The sequence below is a fragment of the Bradyrhizobium lablabi genome (assembly GCF_018129385.1).
Lineage (GTDB): Bacteria > Pseudomonadota > Alphaproteobacteria > Rhizobiales > Xanthobacteraceae > Bradyrhizobium > Bradyrhizobium lablabi_C.
Genome location: NZ_JAFCLN010000002.1, coordinates 34299 through 49348 on the forward strand (window position 1 = coordinate 34299; position 15050 = coordinate 49348).

The window sequence follows — 15050 nt, forward strand, 5'->3', positions numbered from 1 at the left end:
TTCAGCCACAACTCGATTTATGAACACGCGCTCCGGTGATGAACTCACCGGCAATTTCGGCCGGCGCAACACATGCGATCGGCCATTGCAAGCGGGCTTCCTTGCCAGGTTCACTCAAATGAGTTTTCGAGCGCGCGCTTCACAAATTCGTGCGGATCGGGTTTGGCAAACGTGAAACTTAATTTACTTGAGACGACCGCAGTTGATTGCAATGCTGGGTCGTCATCTGGCGTCGGGGCCCGCAGACCCCCGGCATTCCAAGACGGTTCGCCGTCCAAGTTCTGCTCATGCCCGAGATCGTTGGACCTCGGAAGCTGAGCATTTGGACGGACATGTGAACCACACCTCTCCGAAATGTCCCGCCAGCTTCCGCTGGTTCCGCTCGGACGCGCTTGGCGCGGTGAAACCGGCTAGGGCGGCCTGATGAACCTGGTGTCGTTTGCATTGCGACGCCCGATCTCGCTTTTGGCGATGGTCGTAGCCGTTGCATTGGTAGGACTTCTGGCGGTCGATCGCATGTCGCGGGATATCTTCCCGGACCTCGGTGTGCCGGTCCTGTACGTGGCTCAGCCGTACGGCGGCATGGATCCGGCTCAGATGGAAGGGTTCATCGTCAACTATTATGAATACCACTTCCTCTACATCACCGGCATCGAGCATGTCGAAAGCAAATCGATCCAGGGTGTAGGGCTGATCAAGCTCCAATTCCATCCCGGCACCAACATGGCGCAGGCCACGGCCGAGACGGTCGGTTACGTCGACCGCGCCCGCTCCTTCATGCCAGCCGGAACCGTGCCGCCTTTCGTGATGCGATTCGACGGTGGCAGCGTTCCGGTCGGCGACCTCGTCTTCTCCAGCAAGACGAAAACCGTCGCGGAGCTTCAGGACGCCGCGCTGTTCAAGGTGCGCCCCTTGTTCGCGACCTTGCCAGGCGTGTCGGCGCCGCCGCCCTTTGGCTCGAGCCAGCGCACCATCCTCGTTAGCTTGAATCCTGACAAGCTGCGCTCCTACAATATGTCTCCCGACGAGGTGGTGCAGGCTTTAGGTAGAGGCAACACGGTCAGCCCTTCGGGTAATGTCCGCATCGGCGACCTCATGCCAATGGTGCCGGTCAACTCCGTCGTCGGGGATATCAAGGGCCTGAACAACATTCCCATCCGCTCGCACGGAACGCAGACGATCTTCATACGCGACGTCGGATCGGTCGAAGACGGCGCCGACATCCAGACCGGCTACGCGCTGGTGAATGGACGCCGCACGGTCTACATCCCAGTCACCAAACGAGCGGACGCTTCCACGCTCGCGGTCGTCCAGGCCGTCAAAGCCAACCTGCCACGCTTCCAGTCCGTGCTGCCCGATGATGTTGAGGTCAGTTACCAGTTCGACCAGTCCCCCTACGTGACGCGCGCCATTCAGGGCCTGTTTATCGAAGGCGCTCTCGGCGCGGTGTTCACCGGCCTCATGGTGCTGCTGTTTCTGCGGGATTGGCGCAGTTCGCTCGTTGTGGTCTTGAACATTCCGCTTGCGATTCTCGCCTCGGTGACGGCGCTCTGGGTATCGGGCCAGACCATCAACATCATGACCTTGGGCGGGTTGGCGTTGGCTGTCGGCATCCTGGTCGACGAGGCGACAGTCACCATCGAGAACATCCATACTCGCCTTGCCGACGGCCGCAGCCTTCCTCGTGCCGCCAGCGAGGCCACGGCCGAGACGACGCTGCCTCGATTCGTGGCGATGCTCTGCGTCCTGGCGGTGTTCATTCCCGCCTTCTTCATGACCGGCGCTGCGCACAACCTGTTCGTACCTCTGGCCTTGGCAGTCGGATTCGCGATGGTGGGGTCGTATCTGCTTTCCAGTACCTTTGTGCCGATATTGTCGGTCTGGCTATTGCGCAATCTCGACGCACACCAAAAGCCGCAAGAAACGTTTTTCGATCAGCTGCGTGCCAGGTACGATCGGTTCCTGCGCGTCATCATGAGACGGCGACGCATCGTCGTGCTTTCCTATCTCATGATCAGCGGCGCAATCATTCTCGTGGTCGGCAGTTCGCTCGGCACCGAGATTTTTCCGATCGTGGATACCGGCCAGCTCCAATTGCATCTCCGGGCTCCGGCGGGAACGCGCATCGAGCGCACCGAGCGGATCGCGCTGCAGACACTCGACGTGATCAAGCGCGAGGTCGGGCCTGATAATGTGGACATCAGCCTCGGTTTTGTCGGCACGCAGCCGCCTAATTATCCCATCAATACCATTTACCTCTGGAGTTCCGGCTCCGAGGAAGCGGTGTTACAGGTGCAGCTCAAGCACAATGCCGGAATGCGCATCGAGGATTTGAAGGAGCGGCTGCGTCAGAAATTGTCCCGGGAACTGCCGGGTATACGCTTCTCATTCGAGCCAAGCGACATCGTCAGCCGCGTGATGAGCTTCGGCGCGCCGACCCCCATCGAAGTGGCGGTGAGTGGGCCGAACCTTGCCGATAGCCGCCAATACGCCGACAAGCTCCGAGCCAAATTGGCAGAGGTGCCGACGCTGCGAGACCTGGGATTCGAGCAGGAACTCGATTACCCGACCCTGAAGGTCAACGTAGATCGCGAGCGAGCGGGCGTACTGGGGGTGACGGCGGATGATGTGGCTAAATCGGTCGTCGCCGGCACGTCATCCAGTCGCTACACTTCCGCGAATTACTGGCCTGATCCCAAGAGCGGCATTGGTTATCAGGTGCAAGTCGAGATCCCCGAGCACCGGATGAATTCACCGGAGGAGGTGAAAAACCTCCCCATCGCTCGCCGGTCGGGCGGACAGATCGACCTGCGCAACGTGGCCGGCGTCACCGACGACACGGCGCTCGGCGAATATGACCGCTACAACATGCAGCGCATGCTGACGCTGAGTGCAAACATCTCGGGCGAGGATCTCGGACGCACGGCAGCCCGTGTGCAGCAGGCGATCAACGATACGGGAAAGCCACCCGATCGGGTGAACGTGATCATGCGCGGGCAAGTCCAGCCAATGGTGGAAATGTTCGGAGGCCTGCGTCTGGGACTCTTGATGGCGGTGTTTGTCATTCTTCTGCTGCTGACCGCCAATTTCCAATCGTTCCGGCTTTCCCTGGCGGTGGGGTTGACGATTCCGGCCGTCGTCGCCGGGGTCGTACTCATGCTTTGGCTCACCCGGACCACGCTCAACATTCAGTCCTTCATGGGCGCGATCATGGCGATCGGCGTGGCCGTGGCAAACGCCATCCTGCTCGTGACTTTCGCCGAGCGCAGCCGGGTCGCGGGCCGCCAACCATGGGAGGCAGCAATAGAAGGCGCACGGAGCCGTCTGCGTCCGATCCTGATGACCAGTTTTGCGATGCTGGCCGGGATGATGCCGATGGCGCTAGGCCTTGGCGAAGGCGGAGAGCAAAGCGCACCGCTCGGGCGGGCGGTGATCGGCGGTCTCCTCGGCGCAACATGCGCCACGCTCATCATCCTGCCGGCGATCCTGGCCATACTCCAGTCGCGGCATGCCCGGATCTCCGCGTCGCTCGATCCCGACGACCCGCACAGCCGCTATTTCGAGCCGGAGCCGCGGCTCGCCTCGGTGTCGGATCGTGGCGACGGACGCGCTGGGCATGCTCAGGCGGCGGAATGAGCAAAAACGGCGAGACGGATTCAAAAAGGCGAACACAATGAGTTTTACGAGTCGAACCGGCATAAAGGTCTTGGTAGTCGTGGTCGGCGTCGGTGCGGCGGGTATCGTTGCCGAGCAGCAACTGGCGGCATCGCCATCGCCAGTGAAATCAACAACGGCGGATACCTCCTCGCGGGTCGAGGTTGTGCGTCCGCGCCGCGTTACGGTGGCTCACCGTCTCCAAACCAACGCCAGCCTCGAAGCCTTTGAGCAAACGGATCTCTTCGCCAATGTCTCCGGATACCTGTCGGATGTTCGCGTCGATATCGGCGATCACGTGAAGGCGGGTCAGGTGCTTGCGGTGATCGACGTCCCCGAACTCAAGCAGCAGCTTGCCGAAGCCGAGGCCCAGCTCGCATCCAGAAAAAGTTCACTAGAGAGCGCGCGCAGCCAAGTTGACCACGCCAAGGCGAACCTGTTCCTTCAGACCGCCCTGGCAAAGGACCGGGATCAGCTAGGCGAGGGACGGAATTTCATCAGTAGTCAGACGCTCGATCAGGTGCATGCCAACGCTGATATCGCCAAGGCGGATCTCGGCGTTGCAGAAGCAAACCGCGCCCTCGCGGCCAACGAAATCGACGTCGCCGCCGCGTCCGTGGAGAGGATCAAGGCGCTGCTCACGTATACGCAGATCGTGGCGCCCTTCGATGGCGTAGTGGCGCGGCGTCAGGTGAACCGGGGCGATTTGGTCCAGGCCGCAACGGCCACGCGGACGACGCCGTCCGCAGGGTCACTCTTCACGGTGCAGCGGATCGACACGATCCGCGTGTTCTGCGACGTTCCGGAGAATGAGGTACCTCACGTTCACGTCGGCGATCCGGCCATCGTCAAGCCGGCTGGCTTCGGCGGTAAGCCGTTCATCGGCAAGGTAACCCGTTTCTCTCTGCGTCTCGATCCCGAGACCCGCAACATGCGTACAGAGATCGATTTGCCCAACCCCGCGGAACGGCTTTATCCGGGCACCTATGCGGAGGTCTCACTGGAGATGAACCGGCACCCCGATGCGCTTACCGTGCCCGCCACGGCTGTAGGTTCGGATCGTGACGGCAATTTCGTGTACACCATCACTGACAACCGGATCACACGCCTCGCCATCAAGACGGGTCTCACCGATAACGGTCGCAGCGAGGTGATCGAGGGCCTATCGGACGAGACGCCAGTGGTTGCAAGCACCAAGGGTGTGCCGCCACTGAGAACGGCAGTTCAGCCGCAGATGGTTCGCGAGAACTCCTAGCTCTCGTCATAAATCAACACCGCGCCCGACAACAAACAGGAGAGCTAATACCACTCTTCGGAACGCGGTTTCGTCGAGGTGGTCAAGGTGTGGCTGTTTGAAAATCGAATCTGAAAACGCAAGCGCGCCCGCGCCGTCACCGGCACCATATCAACTGGCGCCCTTAGTAAACGCCGCAAACGCATCCGCATAATCCGGATGCCAGCGTGAGAGCGCAGGGCGGTTCTCGACGATGTCGCCGGCCGCCCACAGGATCCGCCGCTCATCCAGGCTGCGCGGCACGTCGTTGTCCGGGCACAGGATGTAGAAGTCGCCGGCTTCCAGCCGTTCGATCATGAAGTCGACGGTCTGCTCAGCCGTCCAGGCGCCGGGCGGCTTTTCGGTACGGCCGCGCGCGGTCAGGCCGGTGAAGACATGGCCGGGGATCAGCAGGTGCGCGCTGATCCGGCAGCCCTCGGTGTTGCGCAGCTCGTACTGTAGCGCCTCGGTGAATGCCTTCACGCCGGCCTTGCTGACATTATAGGCGGGCTCGCCCGGCGGGGTCGTGATGCCCTGCTTGGAGCCGGTGTTGATGATGAGGCCCGGTCTGCCGCGCTCGATCATGTGCGGGGCAAAAACCTGCGAGCCGTGGATCACGCCCCAGAGATTGACCGCGAGCAGGCGCTGCCAGTTCTCCAGCGGACCGAACATTTTTGCGCCGGGCGAAATGCCGGCATTGTTCATGAGGATATCGGTGCCGCCGAACCGCTTTTGCACAGCGCTTTCCAGGGCCACCAGTTCGTCCGCGCGGCTGACATCGACCGCAGATGTCATGACATTCGCGCCGCCGGCGGGCGAGGCGGATGACAGTTTTGTTTCAGCTTCTTTGAGGCGGTCGGCGCCGATATCGGCAATGCAAACCTTCATGCCATCAGCGGCAAAGCGCATCGCAGCGGCAAGTCCGATGCCGGACGCGCCTCCGGTGATGACGGCAACATTATCCTTGGCAATGGCGGGATGGGGCACGGCGGTTCCTCCGGGGCAGATACTTCTAACCCAATGCACCGCATCCGCCATGCCCTGATGGGCATGTCAGGTCTTCACGCAGGTCACATGCGAGAGATAATTTTACCGCAGCGCGCTGCGCAGCTTGTGCGCCATCTCGAACAGCGCCGGGTTCTGCTTCACCATCCGCTTGGCGCGGTTGAGTGCGGACATCGCGGTCGCCGCCATCTTGCCGCGGGCGCTGAGCGGCAAGAAGCTGTCAAAGATCGGCTCGTTGCCCTTGCAGAACAGCCGCTTGTAATCGTCGGAGCCGATGCCGAGATCGAGCGCACGATAACCCTTGCCGGCGTAGTGGTCGATGATGTCACGCATCAGGATCAGGCCGGGGCTGTATTTTGCGTTCGCCGACATGGTGTAGGTGTTGAACATCATCGAAAAGCGGTGGCCGTCGGCGACGCCCGCAAAAATCGCGATCACCTCTTCGTCGCACTCCAGCGCATGGATATCGATGGCACGGCCGCCGGCCTTGATCGGCGTTGTGCAGGCCGTGCGGACGAAATCCTCCACGCCGGGATCGGCGAACACGTTGGGCAGCTTCTGTTCCGCCATACGCTGCGGCTTGATGCGGAAGAACCAGTCGAGCAGCCGCGCGACGTCGGCTTCGGTTCCGGCGACGTAAGAGCGGAAGCCGGGCAGGGATTGCAGCTTGCGTTCCTTGCCCTTCAGCCGCCGCCGGAACGAGTTGGAGATCAGGGCTGCGGGAGCCGCGCCCGGTTCCATGGCAAGCAACGGGCAGTCATTGGCGGAAGGCTGATGCGGTAGCAGCGCCATCGGGTTGGGCTGGTCGCGCCAGCGGGTCGGCTGCTGGTACAGCGCCAGCACGTCGGCCTCGCCGCGCGCGGCGATATCAGCGATCAAGGCCTCCATGTCGGAGAGACCGGCGCTTTCCGCAAACTCGCCGTCCCACAGCGCCATGTTGAAGGTCGAATGCTTGCCGCCCATGAAACTTGCGACCCTGACGCCGTGCTTGCGGCCGAGCGCGAGCGGAAGCAGCAGCAGCGGACGGCGTTCGGCATCGGTAGCGACGACGATAAGGGGCGAAAGGCCTTCGCGCTGGCCGACCTCGCGCTGCCAGGCGGCAAGGAAGTCAAAGCGCTGATACGGGGTGTGGGATTGCTGCTGCTCTTCCAGTTGGCGCCAGATCGCTTGCGCCTGGCCGAGATCGGCCAGGATGTCGACGGTGGCGATGCGGTTCGGCTTGGACCACGTGTTTGCCTGCGCCGTCCGGCTCTCGATCGCGGCAGCCATGGTCATCGCGACACCTGCTAGGAAATTGTTTACATTTTTGGCGTTGGCGCGACCTTCGCAGGGAAACGTCAACAAAGAGTAATAACAATGCCGCCGCCGCGGGGCGTGTTTTGGGGTGGGATCTTGGCGTCAGAGAACCGGTTCGTGAAGCGGGCGCAGATGGAACTCGCCTACTTCAGCTTCTATGCGAGGCTGAAGCAGCGCCAAACCGGCGGGGCGGGTGTCGTGCTGCGGTTCCATCGCGTGCGGCCGCGGCGGCTGGGCGGCTTCCAGCCGCATCAGGCGCAGGAAATCACACCGAGATTTCTCGATCGGACCATCCGCGCGCTGAAGCGCTGGAAATACGACATCGTTTCGATGGACGAAGTGTGCCAACGGGCTGTGTCGCCACCTTCGCGCGAGCGATTTGCAGCGATCACGTTTGATGGCGGTTACAAGGACTTCATCACCAACGCTCATCCGATCCTCGAGAAGTACGGCGTCCCCTATACCGTCTATCTGCCGACCGCGTTTCCGGATGGGCTCGGGCAGGCCTGGTGGCTAGCGCTCGAACAGATGATCGGACGCGAAAGCCGCATCAGCCTGGTGATGGACCGGCAGGAGCGGCACTTCATGATCTATCAAACGCAGGCCAAGTACGAGCTGTTTGAACTGCTCTCCGAATGGCTGCGTTCGCTGCCGCCCGCCGATCAGGCCTTTGCGATCAAGGATCTCTGCAAGCGCTATTCTGTCGACATGGAGGCGCTCTCGCACGAGGCATCGATGGACTGGGACGATCTGGGCAAGCTGGCATCCGATCCGAACTGCACGATCGGCAGCGCGACGGTGAACTACCCCGCGCTGTCGAGCCTGCGCGATGCCGACGCGCAGCGCGAGATCGCGATGGGCAAGGCGGTGACGGAAGCCGCGTTCCACCGTGAGGTCCGGCATTTTGCCTACCCGTTCGGCGATCGCGAGGCCTGGCGGCGGCAGCACGTGGTGATGGCAGACGAGGCGGGATTTGCCAGCGCAGTCTCGGGGCTGTCGGGCGTGATCGAGCCGCTCGGCCGCACCAATCTGCACGCGCTGCCCCGTATCGACTGGGACGGGCGCCAGCGCTCGCTGCGGATGATGCGGGTGATCCTCTCCGGCTTCACCTTTGCGCCGGTGGCGCCGACGCGGAGCAGCCAGCTTACGCGTCAGGCTTTGACATCCAGCTAACGATCGGCATCGCCGGCAGCACCCAGCCGAGGCCGGCCACGACGTAGAAGATCGCTTGCGCGATGCCGGAACCCGCCAGCCACGGCATCTGCGCCACCGCCATGCCGGTCAGCGACCACACGATGACCAGCACCAGCAGGGCGATGGTTCCAAGGAATTTCCGGGTGCGGATGGTCATGACGGAAAATGCTGATTTCGTGAGGGGAACGCGCCTTGCGCGCGGGAGGGGGCGGACTATAAGGGGCGCGCCAATTCAATCAAGCACATGCCCCTTTGATGACCGGTATTTCAGCACAGTCCATGTCGGCCAGCCGCGCCGTGCGGTGGTGGCTGCTGGCGGTCGCCGCGCTGATCGCGCTGATGGTGCTGGTCGGCGGCGCCACGCGGCTGACGGAATCCGGGCTGTCGATCGTGGAGTGGAAGCCGGTCACCGGCACGCTCCCGCCATTGACCGATGCGCAGTGGCACGAGGCTTTTGAGGGCTACAAGAAAATCCCGCAATATCGCGAGCTCAATGCGGGCATGAGCCTTGGCGAATTCAAGACCATCTTCTGGTGGGAGTGGAGCCACCGCCTGCTCGGCCGCTTCATCGGCATGGCGTATCTGTTGCCGTTCCTCTGGTTCCTGTGGCGCGGCGCGTTCAATGCGGAACTGAAGCGGCGGCTGTGGTTGATCTTCGGCCTTGGCGCATTGCAGGGCGCAATCGGCTGGTGGATGGTGGCCTCGGGCCTGTCGCAGCGAACCGAGGTGTCGCAATATCGCCTCGCCGTGCACCTGTTGCTGGCGCTGATCATTTTCTCCGCGATCGTCTGGACGCTGCGGCGGATGAGCGAGCGCCCGCCAATCATTGCGCCGTTGCGGCTGAAGATCACGAGCGTGGCGCTGCTGGCGCTGACGTTCCTGCAAATCTATTTCGGCGCGCTGGTCGCGGGCTTGCGTGCAGGGCGGGTGTACAACACCTGGCCCGAGATCGACGGCGCCTTCATTCCGTCAACCGCGCGGCTGTTCTTCGAGGAGCCGTGGTGGCGCAACCTGTTCGACAATACGCTGACGGTGCAGTTCGAGCACCGCATGACCGCTTATGCGCTGCTGGCGCTGGCGCTGTGGCATGCGATTGACGCGACGAGGGCGCGGGCCGCGTCGGCCGTGATTGGCGGTGCGTGGTGGATGGTGGCTGCCATCATTGTGCAGGCAACGCTCGGCATCCTCACGCTGCTCAACCAGGTGCCGATCGATCTGGCGCTGGCGCATCAAGCCGTCGCGATCGTGGTGCTGACGCTGGCGGTGCTACAGGCCGAGCGTTTTGCCATGCGACAGGCGCAGCCGCGGGCGAAAGATTCGGCTATTCCGATCGGGCAGCCCGGCTAGCAGTAGCCGTAGACGCCGCAGGCATAGGGCAGGCGCCACCAATAGTCGACATACGGGCCGCCGTAATAGGGGCCCTGATAATCATAGGAGAAGGCGCGGCCATAATAGCCGGGGATCGTGGTGGAGCCCGGCAGCAGCGGCGTGCCCGGCAGGTTTTCGACATAGCTGCCCGGACCATAGGCCGGCGAGATCAGCGCATCCGGATCGGCCTCGATCACGACCGGGTACTTATAGGCCGGCGCCACCGTGGTGCGATATTTGTAATTCGCGCGCGGCAGACCCGGCGGCAACTGGCGGGCCGCGTTATAGGTCTTGCGCTTGGGCGGAGGCGGGCCGTCGGCGGCAAGCACTGGCGTGACGACAACGGCACCAGCGGCAATCAGCGGCACGGTCCAGCGCAGCATCTTCGGCTCCGAATCTAGCTAAAGAGCAGAATGCCAGCTTTCGGCCGCGGGAGTGTTAACGGAAATTCATAAGTCCTCATCCTGAGGAGGCCGCGAAAGCGGCCGTCTCGAAGGATGGCCGCACCCGGGGCTTTCATGGTTCGAGACGCGCGCAAAGGGCGCGCTCCTCACCATGAGGTCACGCACTCAGCGCCTGCTCGAGATCCGCGATCAGATCTTCCTTGTCCTCGATGCCGATCGACAGCCGCACCACGTCGGGCGCGGCGCCGGATTTGACCTTGGCGGCATCGTCGAGCTGGCTGTGGGTGGTCGAGGCCGGATGGATTACCAGCGAACGGGTGTCGCCGACATTGGCCAGATGCGAGAACAGCTTCAGGTTCGACACCAGATTGACGCCGGCGTCATAGCCGCCCTTCAGGCTGAAGGTGAACACCGCGCCTGCGCCCTTCGGAGCATATTTGCGTGCGAGCTGATTGTACTTGTCGCCCGGCAGGCCGGAGTAATTCACGGCGGCAACGGCGGGATGGCCGGCGAGGAATTCCGCAACCGCCTTCGCATTCTCGCAATGCCTTTGCATGCGCAGCGGCAGCGTCTCGATGCCCGTCAGGATCATGAAGGCGTTGAACGGCGACAGCGCCGGCCCGAGGTCGCGCAGGCCCAGCACGCGGCAGGCGATCGCGAAGGCGAAGTTGCCAAACGTCTCCTGGATCCGGATGCCGTGATATTCCGGACGCGGCTCGCTCAGCATCGGATATTTGTTATCCTTCGACCAGTCGAAGGTGCCGGCATCGACGATGATGCCGCCGAGCGAGTTGCCGTGCCCGCCCAGAAACTTCGTCAGCGAATGCACGACGATGTCGGCGCCGTGGTCGATCGGGCGGATCAGATAGGGCGTCGCCAGCGTGTTGTCGACGATCAGCGGCACGCCGGCCTTGCGCGCCACCGCGGCGATGGCCTCGATGTCGGTGATGCTGCCCGCGGGGTTGGCGATGGATTCGATGAAGATCGCCTTGGTGTGCGGCGTCACCGCGCGCTCAAAGCTTGAGACATCGTCGGGGTCGGCCCAGGCCACGTTCCAGCCAAAACTCTTGAAGGCGTGGGTGAACTGGTTGATCGAGCCGCCATAAAGCTTTCGCGCCGCCAGCACTTCGTCGCCGGGCATCATGAGCTGCTGTAGCACGACCACCTGCGCGGCGTGTCCGGAGGCGACCGCCAGCGCCGCAGTGCCGCCTTCGAGCGCGGCGACGCGCTCTTCCAGCACCGCGTTGGTCGGGTTGCCGATGCGCGTATAGATGTTGCCGAACGCCTGCAGGCCGAACAGGGACGCGGCATGGTCGGCGTCGTTGAACACGAATGACGTGGTCTGGTAGATCGGCGTCGCCCGCGCGCCGGTGGTGGGATCGGGCTGCGCGCCCGCATGCACCGCGAGGGTCGAAAATCCCGGGAGACGTTCGGTCATTCTGTCCGTCCTGTTGTTGGGGCTGGATGCAAATCGCGCGGCATGCTGATGGGGGAGGCGGCTGCCGTCAAGGCGGCTCGGAAATTCCGCGCGGCTTCGAAACGGCCATGCTTCGCTTTGCCGCGCGGCACGATAAAATGTTTCACAATCGCGTCAGCTCAGCTCGCTCTTGTTCTTCGCGGCACGGTCAGACGCAGCCGTGTTGCCGCCGCCGACGCTCATGCGATTGAGCGACAGGCGCTGGCCCTGCACCGGAATCGGTGCGCGCTTGGAGCTGAGGGTGCGCGAGTTGACGCCCATCCAGGAAATTTCCGACGACAGCCGGCCGTACTCGATTTTCGGGCAGCGGTTCATCACGACCTTGATGCCGGCGGCCTCGGCCTTTTCAGCTGCGGCATCGTCGCGCGCGCCGAGCTGCATCCAGATCACCTTCGGCGGCTGCGGCAGTCTCAAGGCTTCCTCGACCACCGGCATGATGTGGCTGGAATTGCGAAAGATGTCGATCATGTCGACGGGGCGGCCGATGTCGGAGAGCGAGGCCACGAACGGCTTGCCGAGCAGCTCCTTGCCGACATGGCCGGGATTGACCGGGATCATGTCGTAGCCGCGCTGCGCCAGATACTTGAAGGCAAAATAGCTCGGCCGCACATTGACGGGCGAGGCGCCCACCATCGCGATCGATTTCACGCCGTTGAGGATGCCGCGGATGTAGTTGTCGTCGTAACTGTCGTGGTTCATCTCTGATCTTTCTCGACCCTCATGGTGAGGAGCGCGTCTTCGCGCGTCTCGAACCATGAGGCCACAGACGGGCCTGCATCCTTCGAGACGCCGCTGGCGCGGCTCCTCAGGATGAGGATCACTTATCCTGCCATTTCGGCTCGCGCTTTTCGATGAAGGCGCCGATGCCTTCCTCGGCGTCGCGCGCCATCATGTTCTCGGTCATCACTTCGGCCGCGTAGCGGTAGGCGTCGGCTAGGCTCATTTCGGCCTGGCGATAGAACGCCTCCTTGCCGAGCTTGACCGTATAGGCCGACTTCAGCGCAACCTTTTGCGCGAGCGCAATCGCGGCCTCGCGCTCGGTACCTGCGGGGACCACGCGGTTGACGAGGCCGATGCCGTGCGCGGTTTCCGCCGAGATCGGCTCGCCCGTGAGCAGCATCTCCATCGCTTGCTTGCGCGGCACATTGCGCGACAGCGCCACCATTGGCGTCGAGCAGAACAGCCCGATATCGACGCCGGGCGTGGCAAAGCTCGCAGCTTCCGAAGCGACCGCGAGATCGCAGCTTGCGACGAGCTGGCAGCCGGCGGCGGTGGCGATGCCCTGCACGGAGGCCACCACGGGCTTCGGCAGGCGCACGATCGCCTGCATCATCGCGCTACAGGCATTCATGATTTCCGCAAAATAGGCGCGGCCGCGATCGGCATCGCTGCGGCGCGCGGTCAATTCCTTCATGTCATGGCCGGCGGAGAAGGCCGGTCCATTGGCCGCGATGACGACGCCGCGCACGCTCTTGTCGTCGCGGATTTCATCCAATGCGGCGTGGAGCTCGGCGATCATTCCCTCCGACAGGCTGTTGCGCGCCGCCGGGCGGTTGAGCGTCAGCATGGCAATGCTGCCGACATTCTCGCGGAGGAGAATGGACGTTTGCGGCTGCGCGGCGCGGGCGGTCTGGGGCATCGAGGATTCTTCCGGCTTGAGCAGCCGTGAACTTAATGTAACAGACACGCTGAATCGAGGGCAGGAAGCACATGGCAGTTGCGAAAATGAGCGTGCCGGAGCTCGAGCAGTTCCTGCGGCGGGAATTCCCGCAGGTCTTTGGCGCCGGCAGCACCGTCAAGATCGAGCGGGCTGACGGCAAGACCTGTCTGGTGCGCGAGCCTTTCAGCGAACGCATGCTGCGCCCTGGCGGCACCGTGTCGGGGCCGACGCTGATGGCGCTCGCCGACTGCGCGATGTATGTGGTGGTGCTGTCGGCGATCGGCCCGGTGGGCCTTGCTGTGACCACCAATCTCAACATCAATTTCCTGCGCAAGGGCGCGCCGGGCCAGGATGTGCTGGCGGAAGCAAAGCTCCTCAAGCTCGGCAAGCGGCTCGCAGTGGGCGAGGTGACGCTGTTGTCAGGGGATTCTCCCGACCCGATCGCGCACGTAACGGCGACTTATTCCATTCCAACTAAATAAGGTTTTGTGAGGTAATATCACACCATATTTATAAGCTATTGTTTTTATTTGATTTATTTCTTGCGATGGTCGTTGACGCCTGCGCCTGCGTTCTCTAGAAAGCCACCCAGTTCGGCGCGCCTTTTGCGCCGATTTCCATTTTCACGGATCGCTCACATGAAAACCTTTTCGGCAAAGCCTGCCGAGGTGCAGAAGAAGTGGGTCGTGATCGACGCCAAGGGTCTGGTCGTCGGCCGCCTCGCCACCCTCGTTGCCATGCGCCTGCGGGGCAAGCACCTTCCGACCTACACACCGCATGTCGATTGCGGTGACAACGTCATCATCGTCAACGCCGCGCATGTCGTGCTCACTGGCCGCAAGCGCGATCAGAAGGTGTACTACAAGCACACCGGCTTCATCGGCGGCATCAAGGAGCGCTCGGCGAAGCAGATCCTCGAGGGACGTTTCCCCGAGCGCGTGGTGGAAAAGGCCATCGAGCGCATGATCCCGCGCGGTCCGCTCGGCCGCGTGCAGATGGGCAATCTGCGCGTCTATCCCGGCGCCGAGCATCCGCATGAGGCGCAGAACCCCGAGAAGGTCGATATCGCTTCGATGAACCGCAAGAACATGAGGGCCGCATAAGATGTCCGACACCATGCAGTCCCTCGACCAGCTCTCGCAGCTCAAGCCGGCCGCTCCCGACGCGCCGAAATACACCAAGAAGGTCGACAAGCAGGGCCGCGCCTACGCCACCGGCAAGCGCAAGGACGCGGTTGCCCGCGTCTGGGTCAAGCCGGGCAGCGGCAAGATCTCCGTCAACACCCGCGACGTCGAAGTCTACTTCGCCCGTCCGGTGCTGCGCATGATGATCCAGCAGCCGCTGGTCGCGGCCGCCCGCGCCGGCCAGTATGACGTGATTTGCACCGTCACCGGCGGCGGCCTGTCGGGCCAAGCGGGTGCCGTGCGTCATGGCCTTTCCAAGGCGCTGACCAATTTCGAGCCGGAGCTGCGCGGCGTGCTCAAGAAAGGCGGGTTCCTGACCCGCGACTCCCGCACCGTCGAGCGCAAGAAGTACGGCCGCGCCAAGGCCCGCCGTTCGTTCCAGTTCTCGAAGCGCTAACCGCTTCGCTAAAATCCGCGGGAATTTCCGCCTTGAAAAGCGCCGGCATTTGCCGGCGCTTTTTTGTTGCGGGTTTGCAGATCAATTGACGCAGTTTTTCGTGAAAACTTGGCTGTGATCGACAACGGATTGCCAACG

General features: G+C 62.8%; 14 protein-coding genes. 7 read left to right on the forward strand and 7 right to left on the reverse strand.

Translation table 11 applies throughout. The features are described from left to right. Positions 1–423: 423 nt before the first annotated feature. Both JQ628_RS03655 and JQ628_RS03660 read left to right on the forward strand, forming a co-directional pair. Complete coding sequence (locus tag JQ628_RS03655) at positions 424–3636, forward strand: efflux RND transporter permease subunit (RefSeq protein ID WP_212219461.1); 3213 nt, start codon at positions 424–426, stop codon at positions 3634–3636. A gap of 37 nt (positions 3637–3673) precedes the next feature. Continuing rightward, a complete protein-coding gene (locus JQ628_RS03660) occupies positions 3674–4909 on the forward strand; it encodes an efflux RND transporter periplasmic adaptor subunit (RefSeq protein WP_212219464.1) in 1236 nt (411 codons plus the stop codon). Between the two features lie 150 nt (positions 4910–5059). On the opposite strand, the gene JQ628_RS03665 is transcribed toward JQ628_RS03660, so the two are convergent. Next, positions 5060–5914: an SDR family NAD(P)-dependent oxidoreductase gene (locus JQ628_RS03665; RefSeq protein WP_212219467.1), complete on the reverse strand. Its 855-nt coding sequence runs from the start codon at positions 5912–5914 to the stop codon at positions 5060–5062. A 102-nt stretch (positions 5915–6016) separates the two neighbouring features. After that, complete coding sequence (locus JQ628_RS03670) at positions 6017–7207, reverse strand: GNAT family N-acetyltransferase (RefSeq protein WP_212219470.1); 1191 nt, start codon at positions 7205–7207, stop codon at positions 6017–6019. Between the two features lie 117 nt (positions 7208–7324). Here JQ628_RS03670 and JQ628_RS03675 point away from each other — a divergent pair, with 117 nt between their 5' ends. Continuing rightward, positions 7325–8401 (forward strand): polysaccharide deacetylase family protein, encoded by a 1077-nt coding sequence (locus tag JQ628_RS03675; RefSeq protein ID WP_212219473.1) that lies wholly within the window; start codon positions 7325–7327, stop codon positions 8399–8401. Here the strand turns inward: JQ628_RS03675 and JQ628_RS03680 are convergent. After that, positions 8373–8579: a DUF2842 domain-containing protein gene (locus tag JQ628_RS03680; RefSeq protein ID WP_212219476.1), complete on the reverse strand. Its 207-nt coding sequence runs from the start codon at positions 8577–8579 to the stop codon at positions 8373–8375. The two genes, JQ628_RS03675 and JQ628_RS03680, sit on opposite strands and share 29 nt — an antisense overlap. A 98-nt stretch (positions 8580–8677) precedes the next feature. On the opposite strand from JQ628_RS03680, the gene JQ628_RS03685 reads away from it, so the two are divergent. Next, entirely contained in the window at positions 8678–9769 is a 1092-nt protein-coding gene (locus JQ628_RS03685; protein ID WP_212219480.1) for a COX15/CtaA family protein, read from the forward strand. Here the strand turns inward: JQ628_RS03685 and JQ628_RS03690 are convergent. From JQ628_RS03690 to JQ628_RS03705, 4 genes are all read right to left on the reverse strand, one after another. Further along, positions 9766–10173, reverse strand: a complete 408-nt coding sequence (locus tag JQ628_RS03690; RefSeq protein WP_212219483.1) for a hypothetical protein — start codon at positions 10171–10173, stop codon at positions 9766–9768. The genes JQ628_RS03685 and JQ628_RS03690 overlap by 4 nt on opposite strands. A 178-nt stretch (positions 10174–10351) precedes the next feature. Then, the gene (locus tag JQ628_RS03695; RefSeq protein WP_212219486.1) at positions 10352–11632 is read right to left on the reverse strand and encodes an O-acetylhomoserine aminocarboxypropyltransferase; all 1281 of its coding nucleotides are present in this window, start codon (positions 11630–11632) and stop codon (positions 10352–10354) included. A gap of 153 nt (positions 11633–11785) precedes the next feature. Continuing rightward, positions 11786–12370 (reverse strand): CoA-binding protein, encoded by a 585-nt coding sequence (locus JQ628_RS03700; RefSeq protein WP_212219489.1) that lies wholly within the window; start codon positions 12368–12370, stop codon positions 11786–11788. A 118-nt stretch (positions 12371–12488) separates the two neighbouring features. Beyond that, on the reverse strand, positions 12489–13310 hold the full coding sequence (locus JQ628_RS03705) for an enoyl-CoA hydratase (protein WP_212219492.1): 822 nt from the start codon (positions 13308–13310) through the stop codon (positions 12489–12491). A 71-nt stretch (positions 13311–13381) separates the two neighbouring features. On the opposite strand from JQ628_RS03705, the gene JQ628_RS03710 reads away from it, so the two are divergent. The 3 genes from JQ628_RS03710 (at position 13382) to rpsI (ending at position 14912) form a co-directional block, all read left to right on the forward strand. Further along, positions 13382–13813 carry a PaaI family thioesterase gene (locus JQ628_RS03710; RefSeq protein ID WP_212219495.1) on the forward strand — a complete coding sequence of 144 codons (432 nt, stop codon included), beginning with the start codon at positions 13382–13384 and terminating at the stop codon, positions 13811–13813. Between the two features lie 156 nt (positions 13814–13969). Then, on the forward strand, positions 13970–14434 hold the full coding sequence (rplM, locus tag JQ628_RS03715) for a 50S ribosomal protein L13 (RefSeq protein ID WP_212219498.1): 465 nt from the start codon (positions 13970–13972) through the stop codon (positions 14432–14434). Position 14435: 1 nt separating this feature from the next. Next, positions 14436–14912, forward strand: a complete 477-nt coding sequence (rpsI, locus tag JQ628_RS03720; protein WP_212219501.1) for a 30S ribosomal protein S9 — start codon at positions 14436–14438, stop codon at positions 14910–14912. Positions 14913–15050 lie beyond the last annotated feature (138 nt).

Excerpts from the sequence above, each read along its gene's own strand:
- JQ628_RS03695 (WP_212219486.1), bottom strand. The coding sequence starts at position 11,632 with ATGACCGAACGTCTCCCGGGATTTTCGACCCTCGCGGTGCATGCGGGC.
- JQ628_RS03690 (WP_212219483.1), bottom strand. The coding sequence starts at position 10,173 with ATGCTGCGCTGGACCGTGCCGCTGATTGCCGCTGGTGCCGTTGTCGTC.
- rpsI (WP_212219501.1), top strand. The coding sequence starts at position 14,436 with ATGTCCGACACCATGCAGTCCCTCGACCAGCTCTCGCAGCTCAAGCCG.
- JQ628_RS03705 (WP_212219492.1), bottom strand. The coding sequence starts at position 13,310 with ATGCCCCAGACCGCCCGCGCCGCGCAGCCGCAAACGTCCATTCTCCTC.
- JQ628_RS03710 (WP_212219495.1), top strand. The coding sequence starts at position 13,382 with ATGGCAGTTGCGAAAATGAGCGTGCCGGAGCTCGAGCAGTTCCTGCGG.
- JQ628_RS03670 (WP_212219470.1), bottom strand. The coding sequence starts at position 7,207 with ATGACCATGGCTGCCGCGATCGAGAGCCGGACGGCGCAGGCAAACACG.
- JQ628_RS03680 (WP_212219476.1), bottom strand. The coding sequence starts at position 8,579 with ATGACCATCCGCACCCGGAAATTCCTTGGAACCATCGCCCTGCTGGTG.
- JQ628_RS03655 (WP_212219461.1), top strand. The coding sequence starts at position 424 with ATGAACCTGGTGTCGTTTGCATTGCGACGCCCGATCTCGCTTTTGGCG.
- rplM (WP_212219498.1), top strand. The coding sequence starts at position 13,970 with ATGAAAACCTTTTCGGCAAAGCCTGCCGAGGTGCAGAAGAAGTGGGTC.
- JQ628_RS03700 (WP_212219489.1), bottom strand. The coding sequence starts at position 12,370 with ATGAACCACGACAGTTACGACGACAACTACATCCGCGGCATCCTCAAC.
- JQ628_RS03660 (WP_212219464.1), top strand. The coding sequence starts at position 3,674 with ATGAGTTTTACGAGTCGAACCGGCATAAAGGTCTTGGTAGTCGTGGTC.
- JQ628_RS03685 (WP_212219480.1), top strand. The coding sequence starts at position 8,678 with ATGACCGGTATTTCAGCACAGTCCATGTCGGCCAGCCGCGCCGTGCGG.